The organism is Comamonas sediminis (assembly GCF_041107495.1).
Classification (GTDB): domain Bacteria; phylum Pseudomonadota; class Gammaproteobacteria; order Burkholderiales; family Burkholderiaceae_C; genus Comamonas; species Comamonas sediminis.
In genome coordinates this window covers 20,215-47,001 of sequence record NZ_JBGBDC010000010.1, presented here as the reverse complement: position 1 = coordinate 47,001, position 26,787 = coordinate 20,215, and the positions used below count along the sequence as shown (strand labels likewise).

Here is a 26,787-nt window from a genome sequence, read left to right as displayed (position 1 = left end):
GCCTGGGCCTGTGCAACAGCATCATCGTCATGGCAAGGTGTTGACGACCGGCGGCGGCGGGAACGCGCGGTAGAAGCGGAAGCAGTCCTTGCCGTCGGGCTTCTCCAGCGGTCCGCACTCGTGCTCGCCCGGGTTGTCGTTGTAGTGCTCATTGGCAGGCACCTTCTGCAGCCACTCATAGCGGTCGAGCGGCACCGACTTCTCCTGCGCATCGCCAGGCGTCAGGCCCATCGTGAGCTTGTTGTGGTCAAAGGTGGGCCAGAGCCACTTGAGCGTGCTGCCCAGCTGCCCCAGTGGCGCGCGGAAATCCTGGTACTCCGGGCGGTCCAGCAGCTTCATCGGCACCAGCCCCTGGATCTTGGATTCCTCGCGGTTCGTGCCGCCGGCGCTCCAGGGTTCGGACAGCATGGTCACATGGTCCTTGATCTGCAACTTGAGCGGCAGCGGCGTGTCGTTCTTGTGCAAGGCCGACTCCACCTTGCCAAATTCGGTTGGGAAGCGCGCAGCGGCAAAACCGGCACCCCGCTCCAGTGCCACCTCGGTGCGCATATAGCCCTGGGTGACAAAGCGGAACTTGGCGATCGACTCGCCCTTGGCCAGGTTCTGCACCTCACCGACCTTGGAGAAGATGGTATCCATGAAGGCCGCGACCGAGGGCAGTGGCGCAGCGGTGGTCTTGGCGCTGAGCGACTCGTTGAAGTCGGGCATGCGGGCCTGGCCCGACGTGAACTCGGACACCGCCTCGCCATGCACCCCCGTGTTGGTGTCCTGCTTCGGATCACGGAACACATGGCGGCGCAGGTCGTTGCTCAGCTCGGCATCGGACTTGCGGATGGCGCCGCTGGCGCCCTTGTACTGGTCGGCCGACATGACCTCGGTTTCCGTCGCCGCTGGAAACCAGACCGCGCGCTGCCAGGCATTGAGCTTGGCCGCCGCCGTGACCTGCATGCGCGCCTGGCCGTAGTCGGCAATCAATGGTACGGCCGCCATCAGCAGTGCCGCAAAACCGCTGATCAACGTGACCTCGACCAGCGCGCTGCCCTGCTGCGCGCGGTGCCGGGCACGGCGCTGCAGCGCCTTCATCGGAGGAGTCCGGAGCATCATTGCGCGGCATCCTGGTTGTCGGGCTCGCCGCCGCCAAACAGGCCATCCGACCCGCCCAGGGCGGAGCCGGCCACGGCCACGCCACGCGCCCAGATGGAGGGCTCGACATGGTGGACCTGCCAGTAAGGGGAGAACAGGTTCTTGTGCTCGATATAGCCGCCGGTGAAGCCGACCTTGATCGTGCGGCCGGCGATCTGCAGCGACTTGTACTGGTCCTTGGTCATGTCGCGGCGCTGCCAGCGGTCCTGCGGCCGCTTGAAATACAGCTGGGCCGAAGACAGCGCGCTCATGTCGCCACCCAGCATGCGGTCCCGCAGGCCGATGCTGTAGTCGTCCTTGGCATAGCCAAAGCCGGCTTGTTCGCCAGTGCGCATATCGCTGCCCCGGCGCGCCACCATCACCGAGATCGTGGGCCCCTTGTCGGTCAGGCTGCCCCACTTGCGGGGGTTGATGCTGGTCATCGACAGGTCGCCATACCACTTGTCCTGGTCCCGGCCCTTGAGCGTGCGCAGCTGGCGCACATCCCAGTAGCGGGGCAGCGAGAAATTCCTGGTGGCCAGCCCAATGTCGGTACGCGGCTTGTACTTGTAGGCCGAGTTGAACTGCAGCACCGCATAAGGCACCAGCAAATTGTTGCCATCCCGGTCGCGCCCCGCCGCATAGATGGCGCTGTCGGACAGGCCGTCCGCGGTCAGCTTGCCGTAGTTGCGCTTCTCATCGCTTTGGTACTCGGGATCGGCATTGCGCGGCTTGAAGTTCTTGTCGTAGGAGCGCAAGGCCAGACGGTGGCCGGACCAGCCCTTGTCGGCATAGCCGGAGCCACCCGTGGCAGCGGCTGCGCCCAGCCCGAAATCGCCGACAAAGCGCTCGCCCAGCAGCACCCCGGCGCCGAAGATATTCACCGAATCGGCTGATTGCCAGCGGATGCGGCCCCGCTCCTCGGCCAGGTCCGAGCCCCGGGTGGCGACCAGCTCGGTGCCGCCCTTCCACGACACCGTGCCTTTGAGCAGCTCCTGCATGGCCGTGGCAATCGGGCCGCTGGAGAGGTCAAAACTGGAGCCCTCGTTTTGCATGCCGCTGATGCCCTGACCGATCAGGCCCGGGAAAATGCGCCGGTCCTTGCTGAAGTCATCGCGTGTCGCCTGGGCCGCATGGGCAAAACGCATCGCATCAAAAAAATCGTCCTCGTCGTTGCGGCGGTCCGACGTGGTGCTGTAGAGCTTGATGAAGTTGAGAAACTCCAGCGACGAGCTGGCAATCAGCGGTGCATTGGCCGCTACCGGCAAATAGGCCTTGTCGTCGTTGTCGCTGAGCACATCCTTGGCGACGACGATGGCCTCGGGAATGCTGGCGCCGGTCGTCGCCGCCTGGGCCAGAGAGATGGCGGTGTTGAGCACCCGCAGCGCGTCCACCATGATCTGGAACGGCCGGGCCGACGGCTCGATGGCCTTGGCGATGTTGTTGGCCTGGCGCTGGTACTTGGCGGCCGCCTGCACATTGCCACCCCACTTGACCAAGTAATTGATGGCGCTGATGAAGTCATAGCGCGCAGCAGCGGCTGCTGCCTGGGCCAGGTTCCACACGCCCTTCTGCCCTTCGATCTCCACCCGCGCCACCTGGATATTGGCCGCCGTGCTGACCACCATGCCCACCGACGTTTGAAAGCTCGCCAGCATCGCGACGCCCGCTTCATTCGCGGCCATGGCCCGATTGGTATAGGCCAGAAAATTCAATTGCCGCGCAAATACCGTCGAAGCGCTATACGTCATCGCATCGGCATTGTTTTGCAGCTTCATTTTGTCTCGCGTCACAATGGCCGTGTTATAGACCAGGAATATGCCGAGACAGACCACCGGAACCATGGCCAACAAATAGACAATCACCTGCCCTTTTTGTACGCGATCCCCGAATCGATACGAAGATGGTTTATGCATGATGGCCACTATTATGTAATTCGTTGGATTCCGGAGGCCCTCCCTCCCGTTGATAGCCCAAAGCCATTATCCCAACCCGGCCCACCCAAGGGTTTGCACTGAATACCAGCCGCCCACCGCAGGCAGTACCTGCTTACGCTGGGGCCAGGCGCCGGCAGCTTCGCAGCAGCGCAACCGGGTTGCGACAGCGGCTGTTATTTGGCGCCGTCGTTACCACCCTCGGTATAGGTCGACATATTCATGTTCTTCTGGGCATTGGTCAGCGCCTTGCCCGATGCTGCCTGTGCCGCAGTAATGCCTTCCTTGCCCGATTCACCACCCACTTCCTTGGCCATACCCGCAACCTGGCTGCGCACCGTCTGGCCGAAAAAGCTGAAGGCGGCAATCGCGGCAATCGCAATCAAGCCCAAGATAATGATGTATTCCGTCATGCCCTGGCCGCGCGATTTGCGATTGGTCACCGGCATGGAAAGTCTTGCGACAGCGGATGGGGTGTAATTTGTGATATTCAAGGCGAGCTCCTCATTCATGGATCATTCGGACGAAAATGCAGTCATTTCAGAAACCATGCCATGCGACCGCGCAGCGCAATTACTGAACGGCGCAATGGTATCTATCTGTTTTCGCGATGTACATGCCATTTTTATTAAAATGTTAACAAAGTGTTTCCTTGCCTAAATAGACTGAATGAGCTTATTTGTCAAAATTAATTTGTTGCTAGATGAAATTTTTCAACTGTCATATTGATGACATCCACAGGTTATTGAACAATCCTTTGCAACCAACGCCATTCAACACAATAATTCCATACAAATCATGACCCAAGCCCCTTGTCCGAGGATACGTCCCATAATTACACAACATATATATGCAATCGATATTCGATACCGTCCCAGAATAACTTGCCATAATTAGCGAGTAATCATTTCATCTGTCCAATAAATAAGCAGCATTAATCGCTGCCCCAACACATAGCAAGGGATCTGCTGCCTCCTCCGCTGTCGCGGTCTGAACATGGGCCGGCGCGAGTGCTCAGGTGGAATGTCTTGTCGGCTGCGGCCGCTGACGCGCGAAGACGCCTTACACCATGAGCCGACCCGCACGCCACGCCTTCGGAACGTACAGCGCAGAAGATCCCCGGACACGGAGAAACAAGCATGGAAAAAGGCAGACCGAAGTCAGGCATCACACTGACTGAACGGGAACGTGAACAGCTCGAAACCATGGCCACCCAGGCAGGCCAGCCCGCCCATCTGGCGGCCCGCGCCCGGATCATCCTGCGCAGCGTGGAAGGCGACAGCAACACCACGATCGCCCAGGGCATGGGACTGACGCAGGCGACGGTGGGCAAGTGGCGGCGCCGCTTTGCCAGCCACCGCGTCGTGGGCCTGTATGACAACATGCGCCCGGGCAAGCCCCGCACGATCGATGACCGGCAGCTGCAAACCATCGCTGCCATCACCACAGCCGCAACAGCCTCTGGCGACGCCGCACCCGACAGCGTGCGCGCGCTGGCAGCGCGCACGGGCATGTCCAAGAGCAGCGTGGCCCGTTATCTGCAGCTGCTGGGTAAAACCAGGTCCCGTCCCCACTTTGCGCTCTTCAGCGATCCGCTGCTGCTGGAGCAGCTGCAGGCCCCCGCTGCGCTGTACCTGAGCGGCAGCGACAGAGCCCTGGTGATCTGCCTGGACACCAAGAGCCCGTTGAGCCTGCCCGCCGCTCCCCGCAAGGCCAGCCCATCCCACGCCCTCGCCGACCATGGCAGTTGGCCGCATTCGCTCTCAACGGCGCTGTGCAAGGCACTCAGCAGCCCCTGCACAAGCCCGCCAGCGCAGTGCAAGCCCCGTCTCCGGCACCAGGAGTTTCTGGTCTTCCTGCGTGAAGTCGAAGCCATGCTGCCGCCTCATCTGGATGTGCATTGCATCCTCGACACCAGCGCGCTGAGCCAGCACCCCAGCATCAAGGCCTGGCTGGGCATGCGCCCGCACTGGTGCACGCATGGCTGTGGCGACTACGCCGCCTGGCACCGGGAGCTGGGCCGCTTTCTGAGCCGGCTGGGCACCCAGCGCAGCGCGAACACGCCCAGCCGGGAATGTGCGCAATGGCTGCAGTCTGTCGACGCATTGGCACGCCAACAAGGCGCCCATCACCGCCCCTTTCGCTGGATGGGAGCACTGCAGCCGCTGGACGAGAACGGCACCACCGCAAGCCCGCAGCCGCGGCCATGCGCGGAAAAGCCGGACACCGGCGACCGTTGAGCCCCAAGGGCATGCCCGGTGGCGCCCAAGCCGTGTGACCGGGGAATGTAACAAAATGATGTAGCATTCACACACTACCCAGGGGCAGATGCAGATGAATGGCGCACTCCAAAGAGACCAACGCAGATGGCAACGATGCTGACGACCGTCCGTGCGCTTCTGGTTCTGCTCCTCTCCGTGCTGGCCAGCGGGACCGAAGCGGCCAACTACCCCTGCAGCGGCAGCAAAGGCGGCATCGCGCACTGTGCGGGAACGCGCTTTGTCTGCCGCGACGGCTCCATCAGCGGCTCCAAGCGCGTCTGCACGGCCGCCGACGCAGCCACGCCAACCCTGCGTCCGCTGGTCTCCGATGCCACACCCTCCCGCACGGACTGCGCCTGCCGCGCCAACCGCTATTGCACGGGTCCTCGCGGCGGACGCTATTGCCTGTCCGACAGTGGCAAGAAGAGCTATTTGCGCGACTGAAGGGCCGCAGACGGCGGCCCAGCGCAAGGGGCTGAACATTCCAACGCGGCGGTCTGCGCGGATGCGCGCGCCTGGCATAACGCACGCCCCCTGCGCCGCTGGTCCATCTGCGGCGCGACCGCCGGGGTGGAATGGCAAGCCGGTGCGGATCAGGCCTGCGAGCGCTCGCACCGTCATCAAGACGCCCGCGCAATGGGCTGGCACCTGTCACTATCAGCGATGGAGGACCTGCAGGACGTGCGCCGGCGGGGACGCTGCGGAGACGAAGGTGGAGATGGAGAGAGAAAGAGTGCTCTTGGAAGCTGGCCGATGACCGCCAGCCTGCCGCAGCATAGATGGTGTTCCGCAAGACCGTGCGGACGATCGTGGGGTGCACGCATCGCCAGGCACCGGCGTGTCTGCCGCAGCATCGCGCCAACGCCAGCCACGCATCATCCGGGTGGTGCCCCGAGCCGGGATCGAGAATCAAGCATTGGCGCCATTATTCTTGCTTTCCGTGCACAATTCGTGCATTTCATTTGCACTCTTGGCTGAGCCCGGCATCAAGAGGGAATTCTTGACTTACTCGCTTTACTGTATAAATATACAGTACATCTAGGAGGTCAGCATGAAACTTGAGAAGCACTACTTTTGGAAAATTCAGGACTTGGGGAAGTGGAAGACCACCCGCTTTCGCTGCACTGAGGACCACATCAAAGACGATCACCCGGAAGCGATCTGCATAGAAAGCTCGCTCATTGACAGGTGGGTGCCAGAGACGGATGAAGAGATGTGGGAGCAATACCGGAAGACCTCGACCGGCGTGCTCAACAATCCTGGGCAGTACTTGCCGCCCAAGACTGCCACCCCGTCTGCCGACTTCATGGACTCACTGAGCAAAGATGTGCCGTTTTGAGCCGAGCGACGGGAAGAAGGCTTGAAATCTCTCCAGCATACGCATAGGCTATGATCCTGTAACCAAATCCTTCAGAAGGTCATAGGAGCATCAGTCTTGGAACTTTTCATCGTCTTATTTATTTGGGCGCTGCTGGCCTGGGGCGTCACCTCATTAGCAATCTCTAGGGGGCGCAGCGGATGGGGATTTTTCCTGCTGTCTTTCCTGCTGTCGCCTTTGGTTGGACTTATCGTCGTTTTGGTCACCAAGGATCTTGCGGCCGAAAGACAGCAATACTCGGAACGGCAAAGGGATGAGTATTTGCGCACCAAGGAGCGCGAGCGGGAGCATGAGAAGCAACTTGAGTCACTGCGCGCCATTTCGAGCGCACAACCAAAAGCTTTCACGGGCCCGCTCACCTCTGCCCCAACAATCTCAGTCGCTGACGAATTGTCTAAACTCGTGAACCTGCGAGATCAGGGCGTCCTGACCGCTGAAGAATTCGATCAGCAGAAGAGAGCTTTGCTTAGCAGCTCCACCCCTTAATACTTGCGCACAAACGAAAAAAGCCACCCCGGGCCATATTGGCGCCGGGGTGGCTTTTCTATTTCTGGCTGCAGGCCAGATCGCTATCGTCACCGCTCAGCCGGCGCTCGATGTTCACCTGATCGCAGAGCGCGGCTACTTCGAGGTCTCTCCGTTTAAGATCGCCTCCGAGGCTCGCGACCACGCCGAGGCCCTCTGCAAGCTGTCGGTCGAGGGCTGAGGCTTTATCTGCAAGATCGCTGCGGGCAGCGGCGTCGGCTTGGGCTTGCGCACGATAAGTGGCGGCTCGGCTGTCGGTGTCGCGGTGCAGGCGCTCAGCGCGGGCAAGCTCAGCGCGCACATCAACATCAATGCCAGTCTTGAGGTTCGCCAGGCGGTCGGCGTTGTAGATCGTGTCTTGGGCATGCTTGCTCTCCAGTTTCGCGGTTTGGGTTTCGTCGGCGCGTGCTGCTTGGGCGCGGGTGGCTTGGCCTTGGGTTTGCTCGGCCTCGCACCTGGCCACTTGGCCGCTCATGCGCCACCCATTGACCAGCGCACCGGTGCCAAACAGGGCCAAGCAGGCCAGAATTCGCAGAATTACACCGGTGGTCATGGTTTTTGCTCCCAGGGCCGAGCTTTGGCCTCCTCCTTCACCATCAAGGTGATTTGCGCCCTGGGCGTGCCGGCCTTCACCAAGGCTTGAATGCGTTTGGCCATCCAGGCCATTTCAGCTGGCGGGATGCCAGTCACAGCCGCCATAGCGGCCACGCCGTTGTATGTCTTGCGATCAGGGTTTTTGAACTGCTCAAACATCACAAGCCCTCCTCGCAGATCTCGCCATTGGCATCGCCCCGGGCCTGCAGGCCTGGCAGCAACACCGACACCCCATTGACCGTGCCGCGGTTCCAGCGCGGGTTCTCGCGGCATGCACCCACCACATCGCCCGCATTTGCCTTGCGCAGCAGGGTCGAGGTGTACAGCGCGCCCTCGCCCTTGTTGTGTATGAAGTCGATGAACACAGCCTGCTGCAGCGGGGTGTAGGTGGACCAGAGGCGGAACATGCCCATGGCCGTGCGCTCGGCCGCTTGGTAGCGGTCTTTTTCAAGCGCGTAACAATCGGCCGGCGTGTAATACCGGCCAGCCACCACTGCGCTCCCCGTGATGCCGTTGCAGACCGTCAGGGGCTGACCCTTGCCCAGCTTATCCACGTAGGGCGTGCCAATGTGCCGGTAGCTGCTCTCGTAGTAGCTGCCCATCACCATGGCGATCTTGACCGCCTCGGATGTGCCAGGGTCAGCGGCCACGGCCTGGATGTACTGGCTCCGCTCGGCCATCGCCTGGGCTGCGGCCTTGTCGCGCCCGGAGACGACGTAGCCACCTGCTCCCCCGAGGAGGATGCCCAAGGCCACCAGGCCAGTGCGCAAAGCATTGGGAACGCGGCTCATAGCTCGGCCCTCTGCGTTTCGGTCATTTTTTGGTAGTCCTCAAACAGGACTACACGCGTCTTACGCGGCTTGATCCACCCCCAGCGCTCAAACGCCGGCCGCCACAGCTTTTTCCAGAACCATTCGCAGATCAGAAGCCCCGTGTAGAGCACAGCCACGATGGAAGCTATATTGCCCCATGGAATCGAGTTCACCCAGAACCAGGTTTCGAAACTGGAATTGATGGTCGCAGCCTGGGCAAGCTTGTCCGCCACATCGGTCTGTGCAGCAGTGGCCAATGTAACCACGCTGGTGACCTTGGTAACCGGCATGCTGATTTCCGTGTTTTGCATCACATGACACCCCCATTCATAAAAAAAATGCTCACCCTTGCTGACAAAATTCGGTTCCTAAATCTGGATCGACATGAGGGGTAGGTTTGGGGCCTGCCCCTCAATCACGCCGTCCCGCACAAATACCTTCTCACCCACTTCCATGTCACCCCTGGCTCGCAGTCGCCCGCCCCCGGGCAACTCCACCGTGCAGATGGAGCCATCACTCTCCACAACATCACCGACCTGCAGTGGACGCTTTGGCAAGACCTGCTCAAACAACTTTGCGAGATTCATGACACTGTCTCCGGCACTTCCAGTGCAATTTGTTGGCGCAGCTTTGCAGCTCCATCCCATGAAATCGATGTGCTGCGAGCAATGCCCAGACGCGGACCACTCCGATCTACGTATCGAATGAGCTTGCCTGGCTTGATAACGCCGGTCTGGGGCGCAATTTGCATGCTCAGAGAAACGGTCTGGCTGGATCCGGCTGCAGAAAGCTCGGCGATGCCGCGCTGCCGAGCTGCCTCCAAATCGGTAATTAAAGGATGCGTCACCATCGGCGCATCAAAGTCCCCCGGCGTACCAGCGCGCACCACCTCACCCAGCACGCCAGCGCCTTCGCCACTGACATACACGCGGTTGTAGGCAGGGTTTCTCACCCACTCAGTCCCCTCGACCTCAACTGCATCGCTGGGCAACTGGTAATCGGGCGTGAGCGTGCTCCATAGCCACGGCTGCTTGGGATAGCGTGGCAACACATGCAGGCGCTGCAGCGTGTTGTGCGGCTGGATATAGCCGCCAGCGGCAGTGGCAATGTCGGTGAGAGCCGCCATGTAACTGCCTTGCAAGCTCCACGCATTAGGGGGGATCAGCCAATCCGTCAGCCCCCAATCCACCACCCAATCCAGAGGCACGCCATTGGCCGTGAGAACGTGCTGCGTCAACTGCTGCGCAGTGAAACCACCCTGCGACCCGTGGTTGACTACTGGCGCGTAAGGTGCATCAAGCAATGCACTTAGGCCGCGGCCACTGACGTTGATTTGATCGCTTGCAAACCTACGCTCACGCTGCCATCTTTCGGCCAAGAGCACGTAAGGCACATTGTTGATAAGCGCATAAACCTGCACCGGATCATCCGTATCAGATGCGATCAACCCAAGCTGCCGCCCAGGAATAGTCGCCTGCCAGCTCCAGGTCCAGCTATCCACACCCAATGCCATACTGAAGGCCACCGCAGAAATTACCGCGCCATCGCTCACGCGGCGCAAACCAATACTGTTGAGCACGATATATGTCCTCTGAATAGGTATAACGATGGGCTCGCCAGGCTCTGGACCGGCACGGGTGCCGCATCTGAAAACCAAGCGGGCCGGCAGTGAACTATCCGCCGGGTCAAAGAACACCAGCGATACAGGGACAGCGGGTACATAGCACGGAGGCTTAACCGGAGGCACGACCACCGTACGGCCTGGTGCTGACCGGTTTGCCTCCTGCCAGTGCGAGCGCACCGGCACCCGCACAGGCATACCATCGGTAAAACGGCTGTGAATGGCCGTGCGCACAGGGTTCGCCTGCTGCCAATGAGGCTGGACGGCCGCCCGCAGGCGCAGCGCCTCTTGCCAATGCGTATCGAGGCCGGCGCGCAGCGGACGCGCTTCCTGCCAGTGGCCGCGTGCGGCCGCACGGAGCCTCACACTCTCTTGCCATTGCGATTCCAGACCTGCACGCACACCGATGCCGCTCTGCCAAGCTGATCGGCTGGCAGAGCGCAGGCGCTGCGCCTCTTGCCAATGGGTGGCCAGGACGTAGTGGGCAGGCACGGCCTCTTGCCATCTCGCAATGGCCGCCTTGCGCACCTGGGTGGCCTCTTGCCAGGCAGGCGCCACTGCCATGGCCACGGGGAATGCCTCTTGCCAGGCTGACTCCAGGCCCACGCGAGCGCCTCGGCTCACATCGGCGTCCCACGACATCTGGGCGTGGCCACGAAGCCCGGAAATCCGGCCACCACCTCTCGCAACGACTACTGACCGCAGCTGGGCATGCCCGCGCAGGCCGGTGATGGTGCCGCCGCCCTCCAGGATGACAGTGGGCAGCGGCAGATCGGAGCCGGCGCCAAACACCAGGCGCACAGGGCCGCCCTTGATCGGCTCTGCTTGCTGGTTGAAGACAAGGTCAGTGCGGGACACGGCTGCTCTCTTAGGTCAAGGCAATGAGGCCCAGCTGCACTTTGCCGCCGGCGTACAGCATGGGCGAGATATCGCCAGGTGGCGTGGCGCTTCCCAGCACGCGGATGCCGCCACCATTTTCCAGATCCGTGACATCGCAGCGCGTCAGCACGGTGCCATCCCCTGCGATCCATTCTGCCCAACGGGGGACGCCGGATGCGGCCACCATGGCACCCGAGTTATCAGCCACATACAGCACCAATTGGTCTTCAACAATGGCGCCGCAAGGCTTAGCCAGCACAATCACTGCCTGCGGTGTGTCAGCGTGGCCCTCCAAGATGCTGGCTGGCCTGGATGTGGTGTAGAGCGCCAGTCGGGATGGCTGCGTGCCTGCATCGGCGCGCACCAACGCGCCCAGCAACTGCGCCACTATCAGGGCAGAAGATACTTCCCAATCGCCTACGCTCATGCGACCTCCGGCGTCAGCTTGTTGGCAGCCACCGGCCGGTAGTTGCCCTCGAGGTCTTCAGCAAGCACAAGATACTCGGGCAGTGGATCGATCCCCTTGAATTCCCAAGCGCCGGTGGCCGCATCAGCCCAGGTCTCACGAACCAGAATCTTGTCGCGCTGCCGGAGCAACACCACGCGTCCGCCCGTGGGCATGCGCGAATTTGGCGAAGTCTCAATTTCATTGGTGCCCCAGATGCGACCAGGTCCGCCGAACTCGCAATCCTTGGCAACAGAGGTCCCGTGCAGTCTGTGCATACCGACTGGCGCAACCTGACCAGATAGAGCACTGGTACGAGCGAGTTGGTGAGCTGGAAAATCGTGCACGCCAGACCGCCAAGGTGCCAGCGGAACCGAGCTCAGGTCCCTCGCCACTCCTTTGGTAATTCGCATTGCCCCGATGATGCCTTTGTAGTCCCGGTCAAAACCTTGCGGCTCACGGGTTGGATCGCGGGCGATGCATGTCACACCAGGGCCCGATATCGGACTGCCTGTCATGGTGGTGGTCATCAGGCTCCCATTGACACACCACGTAAGCTGCAGCCCATCAAATGAGGCACCGATATAGATCTCGGTCGTAACGTCCCCGGTGACCGTTTGTGAAAGGTTTCCAACAACGTTAGAACTACCGAAACCGCCCCAAACGACGATCTGTGCCGTCACAGTGCCCGCCGCGACCGATAGGTTGATCTGATAGCAGCGATCACTGCTTTCAAAGCTGCCACAAAAGACGCTGATTAGCGCATTCGCCCTATCCGAGCCAACATCGCACGTTGCCCATGCTTCAAAGGTGAGCTTCCCACCCGTGTCAGGGGATAGCGCATTGCTTGCGGGCAGGTTCAAGTAGCTCCCTCCCATGAACTTAGCAGCGCTGCCCCATTTGCCAGTTTTGACCAACTCAGGCGCGCCCCCTCGCATCATTTCAAACGCTTTGGGGGAGCGATCGAGCCAATCCTGCGCAATCCAGAGAAGGCCTACATTGTCGAAGTAAGGATCCTCCCCGACGCGCAACACATGCTCCCAAGCCCCCGAATTGAGTTGCTGAAGCGATCCAAAGGTCGAAAACGAGAGGCCTTGTAACTGGACAGAGACCCGGGCAATGTTGACGCTCACCCCCATATCCAGATGGATCGCGAAACCCGATGCAACAAAATCTTGCCGAGACCAAGAAGCGGGAAGTGCGCTCGGAGACCCTGACGTCGGCGGCACGGAGGCTGAGACCATCGCCGTCAATTCCGCGCCTGTAGCGTCGAAGGCTTTCAGGCTTTGCAGCACGGCCACGGACATGCCGGTCGGAACCTGCAGGCCAACAAGCCGCCAATAGCGGGCCGCCATTACTGAGGCCTCCAGGGACCAGTGATGTCGATGAATGCAACGCCCTGTGGCCCGTTTGTCTGCGGCGCGCCCACATACGCTGAAAGCAGGGAGCGCCCCAGAAAGTCACCCGACCCAGCAGTCTGCTGAGGGCCGTTCTCGACCATGCTGCTGACGCCCGTTTGTGGGCAATGGAAGATGCCCGGGAAGGCACCCCGAGGACCATTGACCACAAATGCACCTCCGTCTGAAACGAGGATGGGAGCGAACCGGAGACTGGCATCTGCCCGCGCAGGCGCGGAGCCCATGTGATTGCCAGAAGGAGCGCCGCTGGTACCGAGGGCCCACGATTGAAGGGATGCCGAAGCTTGCGTTCCAATGCCAGCAGCAATGCGCATGACATGGACACCGTTCGCCCCTGTTTGGCTCACATCCCCCGACACATCGCTAACTGCAGTATCGGTCGCGCCGGAGATCACAGCGCAATAGGCATCTCCACTTCGGAAATTCAGCAGGTCCCCGAAAAAGTTCATCTGCGCTGCGTATTGCGCCCAGACGCCCGGGCCGGCAGTGAAAGGGTGCGGTGCGTAGATGACGGCCCGGCTATCTCCCGCCATCGTCCACACAACACCAGTTGCGCTGGCAGAACTTCTCCCAAACCAGAAACGCGCCGGGGTCCCATTCGTTCCAGTGTCAACATCTGACATGGTCTCGAACATCTGAACGATGGCATACAGAGCATTGCTGTCGTCCACACGCAAATACGGCCGAGTGCCTCGCGGATCTGTGGGCCGAAACACAGAGACGTTGGTTTTGGAGTACACCTCCTCCCATCCGAGCGGAGCGATCTTGAATGAGATGCCGCCTCCGGTGACGAGGCCATCTGGCAAAGCGGTCGCAAACTCTACCCAGGCAGCGCCTACCGCAGTAACCTTCTGCTCACCATTGATCGCTGCCGGCGTGGCACCAGAGACCAGTACCACGCTATTGGGTGCCGCAGCGCTCGCACCGGAGCCAAAGGGCAGCCGGCATTTACCAGCACTGATGGTGCCCCCTGCGTCCACAGCCTTGACTCCAAAACCAGTTACTAGGAAGGCTTTCAAAGCGGACAGGCGGCTTCCAGCCTGGCCATTGATGACGGGAGCACCAGGCATGCTGGAGTGCGCGAATTTGACAGAGGTATCTACTGTGGATGCCATGAATGTTCCTTAAGAGAATGTGCTTTCGGGCTCGCGACCCACATCGCCGCGCTGGACGATCCAGAAGCTGTCATCAATCCCTGCGGGGCTGGATGGCTGAGTGCATCGCATAAGGTCAATAGGGGCTTCGGCGCCGATGGTGTCAACGAACTCCACGTTGCCTGCGATCCATCCAGCCCCCCAGCCAGTGGCCCGGATCGTGAAATAGGGAACGCCGGCTGCGGGGTTCATTGGCGCAAAGTCGGCATTGATCGTGCCGCTGGCAATCTGGCCGATGTGCTGCCCGATCAAATCAAACGTGATCCCATCGGTACGGATGCGCAGGGCCCAGCGCTCAGTGATAGCGCCACGGTTGCTGATCTCGATAGGTACGATGTCGGCCTGGTACTTGGCCGTCGCTTCGCCAATCGAAGGGTCTACACCGTCGTACCAAGTCGTGCCACTCCATCGCGCTTGGCTGTATGCACGGGAGACACGCGCAAAGCGGTCCCCTTGGCGCAGTGCGGTACTGAACACTGCGCCGGCAGGGAAGGCGTAGCCCACGGGCTGGGTCAGCTTCACCTTGCCATCGATCCGCACCTCTGCGATCTGGCGATAAACCTCAGTTCGGCCAATTACCTTCACCTTGGCCGGGTAGCCCGTCAGATCCGTAAAGGTCACTTTGCCCGCATCCAGGTCAGCGGTGTAGCCCGTGAAAATCTCCGCGCCATCTGAGCCCAACACCTGAACAAGCGAGAGCCGCTCGTAGCCCAAGCTGTAAACCTGCCCCACGAAAGGGGCGAACTCCACGCCGCCGTGCTTCACACCAATCACACAGGTGTCACCAGGCCGCGCATAAGTAACCCGGCCATCCGGCGGCAGAGCAGCAGGATCAATGCCCATCAGCGAGACATCGACCGGCAGGTAGATGTAGCTCACGCACGAATAGCGCAATGTCGTCGGGTCCACGGGCCAAGGCCGCCAGATCCGCCCTGGCTGCACGGCGCCAACGTCGGCAGCGCTATACCACCACTCCGCCTTTTCAGCGGCCGTCAGGTCGGCATCCAGCACGTAGTCACCGAACATCAGTTCCACGCCACCACGGCTGAACTCGATCTTTCCGCGCATGTGCAGACCGGTAATATTGCCTTGCGCATCCACATTGGCGGTCAGCGTTGTGCCCTTGGTGTCTACCACCGTCAGCACAAAGCCACCAGCACCCGCTCGCAGGGGCGATGCCTCGGTGGTGAAGAACAGGCTTGCCGTACTCCACTGCGCGGCCTGCGTCCACAGGCTCAGCAGCTGGAAATCCGTGGGGCCGGTGCCGCCGACGATGTAATCATTCATCAAGGCCGTGCCAGCGTCGTAATCAATCTTTCCGCAGGCAATACCTGGGTCAGACTCAGTGCGGCCACGATAGATGACGCCCTCAAAGTCTGCATAGGTTTGACCCATCCAGCGGAACTGGACGCTGCCTGCCACGATGCGCTGGGATGTATAGGGGCACAGGTCCAGCACCACGGCTGGAGGCGTGAAGGTCTGGGTTTTGTGCACCGGCACACCAGCGCCCACTCGGTAGCTGGCCACCACAGAGGAACCACCTAGCACCTCTTCGCCCACGGCGGTTGTGCCGTATGACCCACCCTTGCGGGTATTACTGGCACTTGAGCCGGAGCCATCTGTCACGACGCGCTCGAATTCCTTGGCATCCTCGTAATCACTCTTATAAGCGCTGCTGGTCCGGTCGTACGACACGACTTTAAGGGACACCTGCTTTTCTGCATAGGCAACGGTGCCCATGCCGCTAATGAATGCACCGGCGCCATCGTCCGTGACAGTGCGCGAGCAGATGATGCGGTTATCGCTCGTGGTGCCGGTTTCCTGCGTGAGAGACGCACTATTGGCACCGCTGGTGGTGAGGGCGAATGGCCGCGCTACGTATTGAATTGCCATGCTTGCCTCTTAATATGCGGACTGGTTCCAGACGATCGGGGCACCGCCAGCTGGAATGGTGCTTGTGGCTTGCGCAGCGGGCTCGTAGTACTCAGGCACAGCCCGGATGGTGTACGTGACAGTGGCATCCTTGGCCGCCTCCGTGGTTGTGAGCTGGCCTCCGCTGGTGTTGCTCACCTGGCGCGCGGTCACCCAGTTGATCTGCAGCGTTCCAGCGGCAGGCTGCTGCGCCAAGGTGAGCGCGATAAAGCCCGCCGGATCAGGCGCGCTAGGCGCGAGAATCTCAGTCACCAGCGACTCGGTGTCGCAGTCGATCAGCAACTCTGCACCTGCATCTGGCATGAACTTGGGCCGCAGCAACACCGAGCGACTAGGGTAGTCAATCACCCCAGTTGCATCGCCGGCCAGCTTTCCGGCGGCATCTGTGACGGTGCGCACGACACCCGCACTGGTGAACTTGATCACCAGAGTCCCGGGCACCACACGATCCCCCGCACTCTCGGTTTCGATCACAAAGGCATACTCTGGCGCGCGCACCGCTGCGCCTTGGCTCGATCGGCTGGTATAGGAAACCCGGGCGCCATGGCTCAGGCAGATGGTGCTGCCGATATCAGGTATTGCCTTCAGCGTCAGATTGACAGCGCCCGTCATGTAGCTAACGGAACCCCCGCCCTGCCCTTCGAGCTTGCCCTGGCCATCGTCTGCGATGGTGTAGCGCTGACCGAGCGACCAATAATCGATGAAGATGGTTCCAGGCTCCGGCATGGGGGTGCACTGGAAAACGTACACCAAACCTACATTCACCTCATCGACCTTGAACCGCTGGGTATGCGGGGTGATGCCGACCTCCACCTTTCGCGGCGTCTCAGCCAAAGTGATCACGCGCCGCGCGCTGGGCTGTTGGTCCACCGACGCCACTTCGCTCTTGCTGTTAGGCACCACTTGGGTGTACACAGAAGCGACCTGCAGCCAGGTGTCGATGATCTGGGTGGCCACGGTAAGGCGCGACGCGCCATAGAACATGCCCGAGTCCGAGTAGACCGTCTCACGGACCACTGTCTTACTCGTGTCGCGGGCATACGTGCGCACCGGGGGGCTGCCGGGGAAGTCGTAGCTCAGGGCGTCGAACAACTCGCAAGTGGCCACCTGCGCATCGAAGTCCACCGCCTGGTTGTTGATGATCTGTGTGAAGGTGCGCACGATCACCGACGTGTTCTTGATGCGGATGCGCTGGCGGCGCTCACCGGCCAGACCCTCGTTGTAGACCAGCACATAGGTCTTGCCAAGCACTGGCGGCGCCATGCCCACGCGCTGCAGCAGCTGAATGCTGCGCATGGTCGTGAAATGGTCTTCCAACAGGTAGCCTGACCACTCCGATCCCGTGGCCATGCCGCTCTCGATTCGCTTGGCGATATCGGCCCGCGTGGCAAATGAGTTTTTGAGCGACAGCATAGTGATCGACACATTCGGGTCGGCCGGCGGCTCGGCGATGATCACATTGGCGCCGCCCAGCATCGTGCGATCGGCATTGCGCAGCACGCCGTAGATGCGATAGATCTCGACCCGGCCGACAGTCCGCGTCTCTTCGGTGATGTCGGGAAAGATCTCATTGCTGCGGCCGCTGGTGAGCAGTTGGGCAGACGGGCGGCCACCGCCTTCGGGCACGTCGGCCATGTTTGCGCTGCGCGCAAAGCGGATGTCACCGGTCAGAAGGGGCATGGTTATACCGTGATGAGTTTGAAGGTTGCAACGAATGGCCAGTCGGCCTTGGGCAGCTCTGGACGGCCAATGCGGCGCGCGCCGATGGCGTCATCCACTGCGTCAAACTGCACGTCGAATTCCCGCCCATCAGCCAACACCAGCAGATGGGTTTGAGTGGGCTGGCTGGCCAGCTCGTAAACCTGATTGAGTACGCTCAATTCAATCCACCCGGCATCTTCCTCGCCTTGCAGCGTGATCGCTCTCCCGGCCAGCTTGACGCCCACATCCAACAGCAGCGCGCCTTCGCAGCTATAGGACTTCTCCTTTTGGACCGGCAGCCAGTCATGCTCATCAATCCAGAGCATGCCGCGCGGGATGGCGATGCCGGCCAGGGTGTGGGTTGCGCTACTCATTGGGACACCTGGGCTGCATAGCCGATTTGCTTGAGCAAGGCCTCGATATCATTGCGGCCTCGGTCAGTGGTGGGAACGGTGTATCTGGTGTTCTCGAGGGTGATGTTTACGATCACCGTGGCAGCGGCTGCCGCAGGCGCAGCAGCGGTGGGCTTTGGCGCAGGCGCAGTGACAGCAGGGCTCTTTTCCTGCGCGTCCTGCCTCGCCTTGGCAAGCGCATCTTCCTTGCCCTTGCCGTTCATGAAGTAGTCCTGGACCACGTTGCCAAGGGCGTCCGACAGGGTGTTGCCGCGCCACTTGTTTTGGCCGGCATTGTTGTAGTACTGCACGTTTCCTTGGGCGTCGGTGAAGTCCTTAGCGGCATTGCGGGCTGACTCCTCATCCAGGCCGCGCTGCTTGAGCTCGTCGACAATCCGCATCCAGGTCCACCCGCCGGCGCTGCGGGTGGCGTGACCCATGTTGTCATGCCCCTGATAGCCAGCGGCAAGATCTGAGGATTTCCGAGCAGCTTCAGCAGCCTGCTGCGCCGCCTTCTCCGCAGCTTCCCCCATCTGGACGAATCCTGCAGCAGCATCTCGCGCAGCATCCCCAACCCCACCTGTCGCCCCTGCAGCTTGCTCCATCAGACGAATGGTTGCCTTACCAGCAGCATCAACCTCCACTTTGAAGCCATGCATTCCAGCCTCAGCCTGAATTGACGATGAAGCAACGCCGTTATTTGCGGCGATGGCTTTGTCCGCATATGACTTCCAGGCATTCGCCTTGTCTGCAAGAGTGGTATCGCCTGAGTTCTTTATGGCTTCAAAGCTCGCTTTAGCAGCCTCAGCCATACGCTTCAACTCCGCCTGACTGGTAACCCCCAGCTCCTGAAACGCACGACTAACCCGCTCGGCAGCGCTTTCAACTGGAGCGCCTTGTTTATTGAACTCATCAGTAACCCCGGCTACCGCCTTGCGAATCTGGTCTTGAAGCTCTACAGCCCTCTGCCAATTACCCGAATCAATAGCAGCTTTATATTGCGCCTGCAGATCGGCCAACGCAGATTTTTGAGCAGCGTCAGCTTTCGCTTTAACGGCCGCAGAAGCTGCGGCAGCCTCTGTTTTCGCTGCAGCCTCAGCAACAGCACGGCCAGCAGCCTTGCTCGCCTCAGATAGCGATTTGGACTCTTCACTACCTTTCGCCATAGCGTCGCTGAAGCGTCCAAACCCATTCTGAGCAGTCTTAGCAGCCTCTGTCGCACTGTCAAACGCCTCCGAGGCCTTATCAGCGAGAGCCTCAGCTGCAGCGCCAGTCGCACCAGCGGATATCTCTACTTCTTTGGCAAAATCCGCAAACTGCTTGGACACGTCGCCGAACGAAATCTTGGCCATGCCTTGGAGCAGCAAGGCTAGACCTTCCTGGATTTTTGCGAGGACACCGGCCGCTGTTGCGCCCAGCAGATACAGCACGGACATGACAGTGTTACCACCCGCCGACATCACACCGTATGCCGTCTGCATGATGGCGCCGGCGGCATTGGCTTTATTGCCAATGGCCTCAAAAGCTGCGCCCGCCTCGTTGGCCCATGTCTGGATCTTGGTTGTCAGGGCATCCAGGTCAAAGCTGGCGACGAACTTGGTGACCCAATCTATGCCCGCTTGAAAGGCCTTCGCAATGGCATCCCCCATCTTGCCGATGGTTCCATCAGCCACCCAGGCGCGGAATGTCTCCGACAGCTTTTCTACCCCCGCCTGCAAGACAGGCAGGACTGGCTTGGTCAGGGTGTTGGTAACACTCGTCCAAGCCTGCGACATTGCAGCAAGACTGCCATTCAGATTGTTCTTCAGGATGTCCGCAAAACTCTGGGCGCTGCCACTCGAATCCTGCAGCTCCTTCTTCAACCCGGACAATGCAGCCATACCCTGGTTGAGCAGCGACCGCAAGGCAGGGCCAGCCTCCAGGCCAACCGCGTTGATTGCCTTGCTTCCTTTGGGCCCTGCCACAGCAAGCTGCTGCAGAGCTTTCTCGAAGTCGTTCGTCGTGATGCCGGCTGCAGACAGCTCCTGCCGGAACTTGCTCGCCGGATCGGCAAACTGGCTCATGATCGAGTTGAGAGCTGTACCCGCACGGCTGGCGTCAATACCAGCGTCTGCCAACTTACCGATGATGGCCACAACACCTTCAAGGCTGACACCCAAGGTACGGGCAATAGGGGCCGTGTAGCTCAGCGCCTGGCCAAGGCCATCGACGCTGGTGTTGGTGGCGTTCGCACCCTTGGCCAGTACGTCCGCAACGCGCGCGGCATCAGAAAACGACAGGCCCATGCCCATCACAACCTTGGTGACGTAATCAGCCGACGCCCCCAGATCAGTGCTGCCAGCAGCGGCGAGCCTGATTACTGCAGGCAATGCCTTGATCGCATCGGCAGCCGACAGACCGGCTTTACCCAGGTTCTCAAGCGCACCAGCTGCCTCAATTGCAGTGAATTGCGTACCCGAGATAGCTTTTGCGATGGCGCCTTCCATCGTCTTCATCTCGGCGGCAGTAGCGCCGGTAGCAGCCTCTACCTTGGACATGGCAGCTTGCAGATCGGCCGCGCCCTTGACTGCGCCGACGAACGCCTGCACACCGAAATATGCGGCAATGCTCGCCCCCACCAACTTGATCTTGTTGCTCAAGCCGTCGAACACCGCAGACGCATTGTCTTTGGCGTTGATCAGAATGTTGATGGGTTTAAATGCCATGCGATATGTGCTCTATGGTTTGCATTGCCGTCAGCGGGCACTAACAACAATGCAAACCACCCGGCCGGCATGGCCTGGCCAGGATGGTTTTAGGACTTAGACGCCAGGGACCGGGCGGCCGTCGACGTAGATGGCTTCCGCGTTGGCGCTCTTGAGCACCTCCAGGCCGAACTCCATCTGCGCAAAGTCGGTGCTGTTGCCCTCGGCAATCAGCGGCAGGTCACCGCTCGGGGTGAGCGTGACCAGAGGGCAGAAGACATCGCGATTGCCACCAATGGCGTTGTCGGACACGATGCGCAGGCTGCCGGTCAGCTCCGAGCTGCCGCCAGACTTCACGGCGTCATACGAGCCGGCGACTGGCGTGTAATTCACCTTTACCTTGGTGTTTTCCGCAATGGCACCGCCCGCCAGGATCTGGATGCGGCCCGTTGGCAAATCCACCTCGTAGTCCTCACCGGCCGCATAAGGCGTGGTGCCAGCCTCGTTGTTGACAACCACACCTGTGACGTTTCGCACGCCCAGCGGCTTGGAAGGCGTGGCGCCCAACTGGTAGAAATAGCCAGGGGACACGGTGATTTCTTCATCCGCTACAGGGGTGGCGGCTTGCGTCACGCGCGCAGCAGTACCAGAGAGCCAGCGCGCAAAGTTCTGCGGGCTGAAGTTGTCGCAAGTCAGCGAGCCAGTGCGGTCGATGCGCACCACGACAGCAGCATCCTTTTGCGCAAGGCCGGTTTCAGAGCTGTAATGGTCAGCCTTCTCGGTGTCAATGGTGAGCGACACGCCGGGGCAGTTGCCAAAGGGGTACTCACCCGCGAAGGTGCCGTCTGCGCGCTGGAGGTTGAAAAACACCCGACCGCGCGGGATGACATACTGATTCGTTTCGTACTTCAAAGCCATGTCGGGCTCCTAAGGTTGAAGGGTTAGTTGCCGCTGCGATAGATCGCAGCAGTTTCGAAATACATGACCACACCAAACACGCCGTCGTCCTGATCAGGCATGGGACTGGCCCGCCGGTAATGCAGGTAGTCCCAGGGACGGCCTCTCACCGGCTCCGGCGCCCAGTCGTGCAGTGCTTGGAAGCTGGCATCGAAGGCTCCATCCAGAAGATCAACCGAACCGGAGCCGCGGCGTGCCGCAAGAGCCACAGACCACGCCGCGCCAATAGATGCAGCCTTTTGATTGCTCGTATTGACAGGGGTGTCATCCAAGCGAACCACCAGAAGCACCTTGTTGGCAGGCACCTTGCGGCTTGCATCCTCAGACCAGCCCACCACCTGCGCATCGGGGAGCGCCTGTGCCAAGCGAGCAACGATTTGCGGCTCCAGCGCGTACATCAGTCGATCTCCTGAATAAGGCGGACCAACACCAGGCCAGCGCCGTCGGGCTCCACGTCTTGCACTCGGTAGGTGGTCGCATCAATCGAGATCGCTGCGCCGCGCTGCAGAGAACCGAGCATTTCCGCCGAGCCCTTGCACTGCGGCGACCGGCTGTCGACATCACCCCCGAAGGCATCGCCATAAGGCGACTCAAAGATCACCCCAAACGGCTCACCCCCATCCACGCGTGCAACCGCATTGGCCAGGCGCTGCATCACTGCAGCGTTAGTACGCTGCTGGATGGCGGCGAAAGGGGCGATGTTGGCGACCATTTGCCTTAGCCGTTGAGCTGCACGCTTACGGTGGCGGCATCCGCCGCAGCCGGATAGGCGGCGTAACCAGCTGGCGTGTTGCTGGTGGCAGTTTTGGTGATCAGGCCCTCTGCCGTCAGGTAGACCAGATCACCCTGGCCCAGAACGTCTGCGGCCACCTTGGGCAGAACGGCCACACCAGACACACGCACAGCGCCCAACTGGTTGGCGGCCAGCGAGTTGACGACGACGCCTACGCGCTTGCCCAGGGCCACGGGGGTTCCGCCTTCCACAGCAGCGGTCGGGGTGTAGTCCAGCACATCCCCGGGTTGCACAAAGTTCTTCATGGATTAACTCCTGTTGCGTTGACTGCACCCAGCCGACTGGCTGGGCGCCGAGGATTACTGACCTGGGTTTTTAGCCAAGCCACGGAAATTGAGGGGCGAGACGCCGGCATCGATGCGCACCTTGAATTCGGTGCCATCAACCGTCCATCCCTGCTGCTGCTCCAGGTATGGCGTTTGGTTGCCATCCAGGTAGTTCACCTCCACGGTGTCGTACAGGTTGGGATCGGCCGCGCCATACCACGCCAGCTTAGACTTGGCATCCAGGCGCGCATCAGCGATCACCTCGAACGACTCGCGCACGATATTGGGCACCGTGTTGTTCTTGGCACTTGCGCCGACGGCAAACTCGGAAGCTCGCACGGTGTTCGCGGCGCCGCGCAGCGAAACAGGTACCAGCAGGTACTTGAGCGGCACATTGGTGACGTGGCCGTCCTTGGTCTTCTGCAGGGCCATGGCCGACTGCATGGCGTCAACGCTGTCAGTGGTGATGCCAGCAGCAGGCAGGAGGTTGCCATGGTCAGCATGGAACAGCGTCTTGCCGTCTTCATCCATCACTGGGTTGCCGTTGAGTACGGCATAAACCAGATCAGCCACAGTACGGATAGCGGCACGGCCCATGGCCCGGGGGATGGCCGCGAACGCGCCCAGGTCGTCGTTGATGATGGCCTGGCGAGTGATCGAGAACATCTTGCCGTAGGTGGCCAGCACAACGCTCTGACCGCTCTCGCCGATGGTTCCCGACTTATACTCGCCGCCTTCGGGGATCAGATCCAGGTTGGCAAAGGCGCCCAGCGAAACGCGCTTGGACGGGCGGAAGTCGTTCAACGTGCCTGCACGCGTCCACAGCGGGAAGGTTTCATCAGCTTCCGTGTAGCCTTGCGACATTGCGCTGCGAGCGACTTCCTGCAGCAGCATGGGGAAGTCACTGGTGGAATGCGTGAATGCGCTTGCCACCACTTGCATCTTGTCACCCACGCCCACGCCGGCACGAGCGGCACTTGCGCGCGCCATCTCCAGCAGGGTGTGACCACGATACGGGTTGGCACCATCTTGCTTACCCAGGCCGGCCCGGGCCAGCAAGGCCTTGACCTTGGCGGCGCGCTGCACATCGGCCTCATCAGCCACAGTCACGACCGAGCCAGCAATGGGCTCGACTCCTTTAGCCATATGGCTCAGCAGCTTCTGGCCAGCTGCAGCGACAGTCGTTGCGCTGTCGTCCTCGCATTGACGCAGGAGAGCAGAGACGCCCTCGCGTTGCGCAAAGGGAGCAAACTGAGCAGCAATCGCTTGGCGACGCTCCTTGTCTGCCTGCAGTGCGGCTTGAACGATAGCTTGCTGATCCTGCGCGGCTACAGCCGTAGGGGCAGCGGCTACGACAGAAGTCTGCACCGCCTGGGTTTCTGGTTTATCCATGGAGTTTTCCTTGGTTGGCATCGCGGCGGTGGCCGCACGGGGTTGCACCACGGCCGCTGGCTGGCGGCTGTAGCGGGCTTGCGCTGCATCTCGCACATGAGCGGATGCGGCAATAGGAAGGGGGTCGGAGATTTCGTCAATCAGGCCTTGCGCGAGGGCCTCTTGAGCCGTGAAATAGTGGTCTTTGCCATCGGCCAGCCAGGCATCGATATCGGCCTGGGCTACACCCTTGGCGACAAAGCTTGTTGCCATAGCCGTGGCGTACTGATCGAGCGAGTCAGCGTATTCACGCATGACGGCAGCGTTGCCCAAGACGACATCCCAGGGGGCATGAACCATCATCAAAGCGTTGGAGGCCATGCGGCGCGTGCTGCCCGCCTGCGCGATCAGGCTGGAGATGCTGTACGCGCATCCGTCGACTTCCGTCACCACATGGGCCTTGTGACGCTTGAGCGCGTTATGGATGGCCATGCCATCGGTCACACTGCCACCGTAGCTGTTGATGCGCACGGTCAGCTCAGTCACATCCAAAGCTGAGATTTCGCGAACGAAGTCCTTGGCAGCTACGGTTTCATCACACCAGCTTTCGCCAATGTCACCGTAGATCAGAACCTCTGCAGCGCTTTGAACGCCTGCAGCGGCCGCAGAGATAGCCGTCTTGTGACGTACGGTGTACCAGGGTTGCGCTTGTGCTGCAGACATAAAAAGAGCCCATTGATTTCAATGGGCTCAAGTTTCTAAAAACGCTCCTGAAATTTGTACTAAAAGATTGCAGTATTTTTAGAATTCATTCCTCGTCGCCTGGCTGCGCCTTGGCAGCGCCCTGCATGGCAGTGTCGTTGGCAGCATCGCTGGCGAACACCAGCCCTCGGCCATCCACATCCTTTCGCCACGCAGAGATCTGGTCGAGCACATCGCGCGGGTTCTGGCCACGCTTGCGGATGACCTCCACCTCGCTTGCAAATCCGTTCTTGACCAGCTTCTCCATTGCCATCGCTTCCTTGTAAGGATCTATCCAAGGCATAGCCTGGCCCACAAACAATGCATCGTCCGAGTTTTCCAGAGGAACATCCTTAGGGCAGCGGACGACACCTGACAGATGCGCAGTGCGGACAAAGCTCTCCCAAACTGGCTGGACCAACATGCTGACGAACTCATCGGCCAGCACTGCGTAATGGATCCATTGCTCAACCAACTCTTGCCGCTGCGCACTGTAACTGCCGTCGTAGTCACGGCTGATGCTGCTGTAGCTGGCCCCCATTCCGGCGGCCACCGCCTTGAGCTGGCCAGCACGCCAGGCAACCAGGTTGGGGTTGGGCCGTTTTGTGTCAATCATCCCGATCTCTTCGCCCACTTCCAGGGTGTCAATGATCATGCCCGGCATCATCTCCAACTCGCGCACTGGCCTTTGGCCATCAGCACTCGGCGCGCCACCACCCTGCGGGCTCCCTTCCCCGCCATACTGCTCATTGCGCTTTACATAGGCTGTCAGGCTTGCAGCAACCTTCGCAGCAATGCGCTCGCTTTCCTCGAAGTCCTTGAGGTCTTCGAGCCGCGTGATGACGCTGGCGAGCTCACTCATTCCACGGTACTGGTGCAGCCGGTCAATGGTGGCGACGTGCAACATGCGATCAGCGGGCACCACCTTGGTGGCGAGGTTGAAAACCTCGCGCGGATCACCCTTGAAGCAGTGGTATCCCACGGGCCTCCCCCAGGCATTGCACTGAACACCTTGCCGCAGGTTGTTGCCTGGGTCGCTCATGTCGAGCGGTACAAAATCAGGCTCCAGCAACTCCAGAGAGTACGGCACAGCCGACCCATGCTCCAGCGAGGCCAGCGGACCCATGATCTGCTGGGCAAATGCCTCACCGTCGCGCAACCAGGTGTAGGCCATCAACCGCTGCGCCAATGGCCAGCGCAGGCGGTGGGTGACCTCGGGCTTTTTCTGCCACAACATCCAGGCCCCTCGAAGCTGGTTGGCATAGTCCTCATGCACCTCACCTTTGGCGGTGCGCGGCTGCGGCTCAATGCCGATACCGTTTGCACCGACGACGTTATTGACGAGAACACGCAATGCGCCCCGGACAATATCGTGGTTGCGCTCAAGATCTCGCGCCTGGGCCCGGACAGCTGACGCGCTGGCCTGGACCATCGCGTTGATCGATCCCACCGCCTGGCTTGACAGGCGCTGGCGGCTGGGGCGGGCTGCCTCGTACTGCGCCATGACGTGGCGCGCCTGGGCCCGCCGCAGACCCCAGCGAGGACTGACGGCCGCGATGACTTGGTCAAGGTAGTTCATAGACGACGCCCAAACGTGGCCACGGCAAATCCCTTGCCGCCAAAGGTGGCGCCCGCAGCGCCCTGCTCTGCAGCCACTTTCTTCTCCCACTCCTTACGGCCAGCTCGAATGCTTTCGAGGTCAGCCAGGGTGTGGGTGCGGCCATTGAAGCTGATGGTTTGCCCGCTGAGCACTGCAGATTCGGCCTGCAGGTACTGGCTGAGCATGTCGGTGGCTTGACTCATGCTT

General features: G+C 60.8%; 26 protein-coding genes. 4 read left to right on the top strand and 22 right to left on the bottom strand.

What is annotated here, in order from left to right; genetic code table 11:
- Positions 1–27 precede the first annotated feature (27 nt).
- The 3 genes from AB7A72_RS20645 to AB7A72_RS20635 form a co-directional block, all read right to left on the bottom strand.
- Positions 28–1,104, bottom strand: coding sequence for a hypothetical protein (locus AB7A72_RS20645; RefSeq protein ID WP_313332147.1), 1,077 nt, complete (start codon positions 1,102–1,104; stop codon positions 28–30).
- The gene (locus tag AB7A72_RS20640) at positions 1,101–2,900 is read right to left on the bottom strand and encodes a hypothetical protein (RefSeq protein WP_369461020.1); all 1,800 of its coding nucleotides are present in this window, start codon (positions 2,898–2,900) and stop codon (positions 1,101–1,103) included. Before AB7A72_RS20640 ends, AB7A72_RS20645 begins: the two co-directional genes overlap by 4 nt.
- A gap of 332 nt (positions 2,901–3,232) precedes the next feature.
- On the bottom strand, positions 3,233–3,550 hold the full coding sequence (locus AB7A72_RS20635) for a pilus assembly protein (protein ID WP_369461019.1): 318 nt from the start codon (positions 3,548–3,550) through the stop codon (positions 3,233–3,235).
- A 711-nt stretch (positions 3,551–4,261) separates the two neighbouring features.
- Between AB7A72_RS20635 and AB7A72_RS20630 the strand changes: the two genes are divergently transcribed.
- The 4 genes from AB7A72_RS20630 (at position 4,262) to AB7A72_RS20615 (ending at position 7,181) form a co-directional block, all read left to right on the top strand.
- Positions 4,262–5,296 (top strand): helix-turn-helix domain-containing protein, encoded by a 1,035-nt coding sequence (locus AB7A72_RS20630; protein ID WP_369461018.1) that lies wholly within the window; start codon positions 4,262–4,264, stop codon positions 5,294–5,296.
- A gap of 135 nt (positions 5,297–5,431) precedes the next feature.
- On the top strand, positions 5,432–5,761 hold the full coding sequence (locus AB7A72_RS20625) for a YdcA family protein (protein ID WP_369461017.1): 330 nt from the start codon (positions 5,432–5,434) through the stop codon (positions 5,759–5,761).
- A 607-nt stretch (positions 5,762–6,368) separates the two neighbouring features.
- A complete protein-coding gene (locus AB7A72_RS20620) occupies positions 6,369–6,656 on the top strand; it encodes a hypothetical protein (protein WP_369461016.1) in 288 nt (95 codons plus the stop codon).
- Between the two features lie 96 nt (positions 6,657–6,752).
- Complete coding sequence (locus AB7A72_RS20615; protein ID WP_369461015.1) at positions 6,753–7,181, top strand: SHOCT domain-containing protein; 429 nt, start codon at positions 6,753–6,755, stop codon at positions 7,179–7,181.
- A 58-nt stretch (positions 7,182–7,239) separates the two neighbouring features.
- Here AB7A72_RS20615 and AB7A72_RS20610 read toward each other — a convergent pair whose 3' ends face one another.
- The 19 genes from AB7A72_RS20610 to AB7A72_RS20520 all read right to left on the bottom strand — a co-directional run bounded on the left by AB7A72_RS20610 (position 7,240) and on the right by AB7A72_RS20520 (position 26,783).
- The gene (locus AB7A72_RS20610) at positions 7,240–7,773 is read right to left on the bottom strand and encodes a hypothetical protein (RefSeq protein WP_369461014.1); all 534 of its coding nucleotides are present in this window, start codon (positions 7,771–7,773) and stop codon (positions 7,240–7,242) included.
- Positions 7,770–7,973 (bottom strand): hypothetical protein, encoded by a 204-nt coding sequence (locus AB7A72_RS20605; RefSeq protein ID WP_369461013.1) that lies wholly within the window; start codon positions 7,971–7,973, stop codon positions 7,770–7,772. Before AB7A72_RS20605 ends, AB7A72_RS20610 begins: the two co-directional genes overlap by 4 nt.
- The gene (locus tag AB7A72_RS20600; protein WP_369461012.1) at positions 7,973–8,605 is read right to left on the bottom strand and encodes a glycoside hydrolase family protein; all 633 of its coding nucleotides are present in this window, start codon (positions 8,603–8,605) and stop codon (positions 7,973–7,975) included. Before AB7A72_RS20600 ends, AB7A72_RS20605 begins: the two co-directional genes overlap by 1 nt.
- The gene (locus AB7A72_RS20595; RefSeq protein ID WP_369461011.1) at positions 8,602–8,937 is read right to left on the bottom strand and encodes a hypothetical protein; all 336 of its coding nucleotides are present in this window, start codon (positions 8,935–8,937) and stop codon (positions 8,602–8,604) included. Before AB7A72_RS20595 ends, AB7A72_RS20600 begins: the two co-directional genes overlap by 4 nt.
- A gap of 272 nt (positions 8,938–9,209) precedes the next feature.
- Positions 9,210–11,105, bottom strand: coding sequence for a hypothetical protein (locus AB7A72_RS20590; protein ID WP_369461010.1), 1,896 nt, complete (start codon positions 11,103–11,105; stop codon positions 9,210–9,212).
- A gap of 10 nt (positions 11,106–11,115) precedes the next feature.
- Positions 11,116–11,553 (bottom strand): hypothetical protein, encoded by a 438-nt coding sequence (locus AB7A72_RS20585; protein ID WP_369461009.1) that lies wholly within the window; start codon positions 11,551–11,553, stop codon positions 11,116–11,118.
- The gene (locus AB7A72_RS20580; protein WP_369461008.1) at positions 11,550–12,926 is read right to left on the bottom strand and encodes a hypothetical protein; all 1,377 of its coding nucleotides are present in this window, start codon (positions 12,924–12,926) and stop codon (positions 11,550–11,552) included. The genes AB7A72_RS20585 and AB7A72_RS20580 overlap by 4 nt, the downstream gene beginning before the upstream one ends.
- On the bottom strand, positions 12,926–14,104 hold the full coding sequence (locus AB7A72_RS20575) for a hypothetical protein (RefSeq protein WP_369461007.1): 1,179 nt from the start codon (positions 14,102–14,104) through the stop codon (positions 12,926–12,928). Before AB7A72_RS20575 ends, AB7A72_RS20580 begins: the two co-directional genes overlap by 1 nt.
- 9 nt (positions 14,105–14,113) lie before the next feature.
- Positions 14,114–16,036 carry a hypothetical protein gene (locus AB7A72_RS20570; RefSeq protein ID WP_369461006.1) on the bottom strand — a complete coding sequence of 641 codons (1,923 nt, stop codon included), beginning with the start codon at positions 16,034–16,036 and terminating at the stop codon, positions 14,114–14,116.
- A 9-nt stretch (positions 16,037–16,045) separates the two neighbouring features.
- Positions 16,046–17,755, bottom strand: a complete 1,710-nt coding sequence (locus AB7A72_RS20565) for a hypothetical protein (RefSeq protein ID WP_369461005.1) — start codon at positions 17,753–17,755, stop codon at positions 16,046–16,048.
- A 2-nt stretch (positions 17,756–17,757) separates the two neighbouring features.
- Positions 17,758–18,150, bottom strand: a complete 393-nt coding sequence (locus AB7A72_RS20560; RefSeq protein ID WP_369461004.1) for a hypothetical protein — start codon at positions 18,148–18,150, stop codon at positions 17,758–17,760.
- Entirely contained in the window at positions 18,147–20,873 is a 2,727-nt protein-coding gene (locus tag AB7A72_RS20555; RefSeq protein WP_369461002.1) for a phage tail tape measure protein, read from the bottom strand. Before AB7A72_RS20555 ends, AB7A72_RS20560 begins: the two co-directional genes overlap by 4 nt.
- A gap of 96 nt (positions 20,874–20,969) precedes the next feature.
- Complete coding sequence (locus tag AB7A72_RS20550) at positions 20,970–21,770, bottom strand: phage tail tube protein (protein WP_369461001.1); 801 nt, start codon at positions 21,768–21,770, stop codon at positions 20,970–20,972.
- Between the two features lie 23 nt (positions 21,771–21,793).
- Positions 21,794–22,207: a hypothetical protein gene (locus AB7A72_RS20545; RefSeq protein ID WP_369461000.1), complete on the bottom strand. Its 414-nt coding sequence runs from the start codon at positions 22,205–22,207 to the stop codon at positions 21,794–21,796.
- Positions 22,207–22,521, bottom strand: a complete 315-nt coding sequence (locus tag AB7A72_RS20540) for a head-tail joining protein (protein WP_369460999.1) — start codon at positions 22,519–22,521, stop codon at positions 22,207–22,209. The genes AB7A72_RS20545 and AB7A72_RS20540 overlap by 1 nt, the downstream gene beginning before the upstream one ends.
- A 5-nt stretch (positions 22,522–22,526) precedes the next feature.
- Positions 22,527–22,847, bottom strand: a complete 321-nt coding sequence (locus AB7A72_RS20535) for a DUF2190 family protein (protein WP_369460998.1) — start codon at positions 22,845–22,847, stop codon at positions 22,527–22,529.
- 54 nt (positions 22,848–22,901) lie between these two features.
- Positions 22,902–24,962: a ClpP-like prohead protease/major capsid protein fusion protein gene (locus tag AB7A72_RS20530; RefSeq protein WP_369460997.1), complete on the bottom strand. Its 2,061-nt coding sequence runs from the start codon at positions 24,960–24,962 to the stop codon at positions 22,902–22,904.
- 85 nt (positions 24,963–25,047) lie between these two features.
- Positions 25,048–26,559, bottom strand: a complete 1,512-nt coding sequence (locus AB7A72_RS20525; protein WP_369460996.1) for a phage portal protein — start codon at positions 26,557–26,559, stop codon at positions 25,048–25,050.
- Positions 26,556–26,783 carry a hypothetical protein gene (locus tag AB7A72_RS20520; RefSeq protein WP_369460995.1) on the bottom strand — a complete coding sequence of 76 codons (228 nt, stop codon included), beginning with the start codon at positions 26,781–26,783 and terminating at the stop codon, positions 26,556–26,558. Before AB7A72_RS20520 ends, AB7A72_RS20525 begins: the two co-directional genes overlap by 4 nt.
- Positions 26,784–26,787 lie beyond the last annotated feature (4 nt).

Coding starts and splice junctions, on each gene's coding strand:
- AB7A72_RS20610 (WP_369461014.1), bottom strand. CDS start 7,773: ATGACCACCGGTGTAATTCTGCGAATTCTGGCCTGCTTGGCCCTGTTT.
- AB7A72_RS20630 (WP_369461018.1), top strand. CDS start 4,262: ATGGCCACCCAGGCAGGCCAGCCCGCCCATCTGGCGGCCCGCGCCCGG.
- AB7A72_RS20520 (WP_369460995.1), bottom strand. CDS start 26,783: ATGAGTCAAGCCACCGACATGCTCAGCCAGTACCTGCAGGCCGAATCT.
- AB7A72_RS20555 (WP_369461002.1), bottom strand. CDS start 20,873: ATGGCATTTAAACCCATCAACATTCTGATCAACGCCAAAGACAATGCG.
- AB7A72_RS20530 (WP_369460997.1), bottom strand. CDS start 24,962: ATGTCTGCAGCACAAGCGCAACCCTGGTACACCGTACGTCACAAGACG.
- AB7A72_RS20545 (WP_369461000.1), bottom strand. CDS start 22,207: ATGTACGCGCTGGAGCCGCAAATCGTTGCTCGCTTGGCACAGGCGCTC.
- AB7A72_RS20535 (WP_369460998.1), bottom strand. CDS start 22,847: ATGAAGAACTTTGTGCAACCCGGGGATGTGCTGGACTACACCCCGACC.
- AB7A72_RS20575 (WP_369461007.1), bottom strand. CDS start 14,104: ATGGCATCCACAGTAGATACCTCTGTCAAATTCGCGCACTCCAGCATG.
- AB7A72_RS20560 (WP_369461004.1), bottom strand. CDS start 18,150: ATGAGTAGCGCAACCCACACCCTGGCCGGCATCGCCATCCCGCGCGGC.
- AB7A72_RS20525 (WP_369460996.1), bottom strand. CDS start 26,559: ATGAACTACCTTGACCAAGTCATCGCGGCCGTCAGTCCTCGCTGGGGT.
- AB7A72_RS20580 (WP_369461008.1), bottom strand. CDS start 12,926: ATGGCGGCCCGCTATTGGCGGCTTGTTGGCCTGCAGGTTCCGACCGGC.
- AB7A72_RS20620 (WP_369461016.1), top strand. CDS start 6,369: ATGAAACTTGAGAAGCACTACTTTTGGAAAATTCAGGACTTGGGGAAG.
- AB7A72_RS20640 (WP_369461020.1), bottom strand. CDS start 2,900: ATGAAGCTGCAAAACAATGCCGATGCGATGACGTATAGCGCTTCGACG.
- AB7A72_RS20585 (WP_369461009.1), bottom strand. CDS start 11,553: ATGAGCGTAGGCGATTGGGAAGTATCTTCTGCCCTGATAGTGGCGCAG.
- AB7A72_RS20570 (WP_369461006.1), bottom strand. CDS start 16,036: ATGGCAATTCAATACGTAGCGCGGCCATTCGCCCTCACCACCAGCGGT.
- AB7A72_RS20645 (WP_313332147.1), bottom strand. CDS start 1,104: ATGATGCTCCGGACTCCTCCGATGAAGGCGCTGCAGCGCCGTGCCCGG.
- AB7A72_RS20565 (WP_369461005.1), bottom strand. CDS start 17,755: ATGCCCCTTCTGACCGGTGACATCCGCTTTGCGCGCAGCGCAAACATG.
- AB7A72_RS20550 (WP_369461001.1), bottom strand. CDS start 21,770: ATGGCTTTGAAGTACGAAACGAATCAGTATGTCATCCCGCGCGGTCGG.
- AB7A72_RS20625 (WP_369461017.1), top strand. CDS start 5,432: ATGCTGACGACCGTCCGTGCGCTTCTGGTTCTGCTCCTCTCCGTGCTG.
- AB7A72_RS20600 (WP_369461012.1), bottom strand. CDS start 8,605: ATGAGCCGCGTTCCCAATGCTTTGCGCACTGGCCTGGTGGCCTTGGGC.
- AB7A72_RS20605 (WP_369461013.1), bottom strand. CDS start 7,973: ATGTTTGAGCAGTTCAAAAACCCTGATCGCAAGACATACAACGGCGTG.
- AB7A72_RS20540 (WP_369460999.1), bottom strand. CDS start 22,521: ATGGTCGCCAACATCGCCCCTTTCGCCGCCATCCAGCAGCGTACTAAC.
- AB7A72_RS20595 (WP_369461011.1), bottom strand. CDS start 8,937: ATGCAAAACACGGAAATCAGCATGCCGGTTACCAAGGTCACCAGCGTG.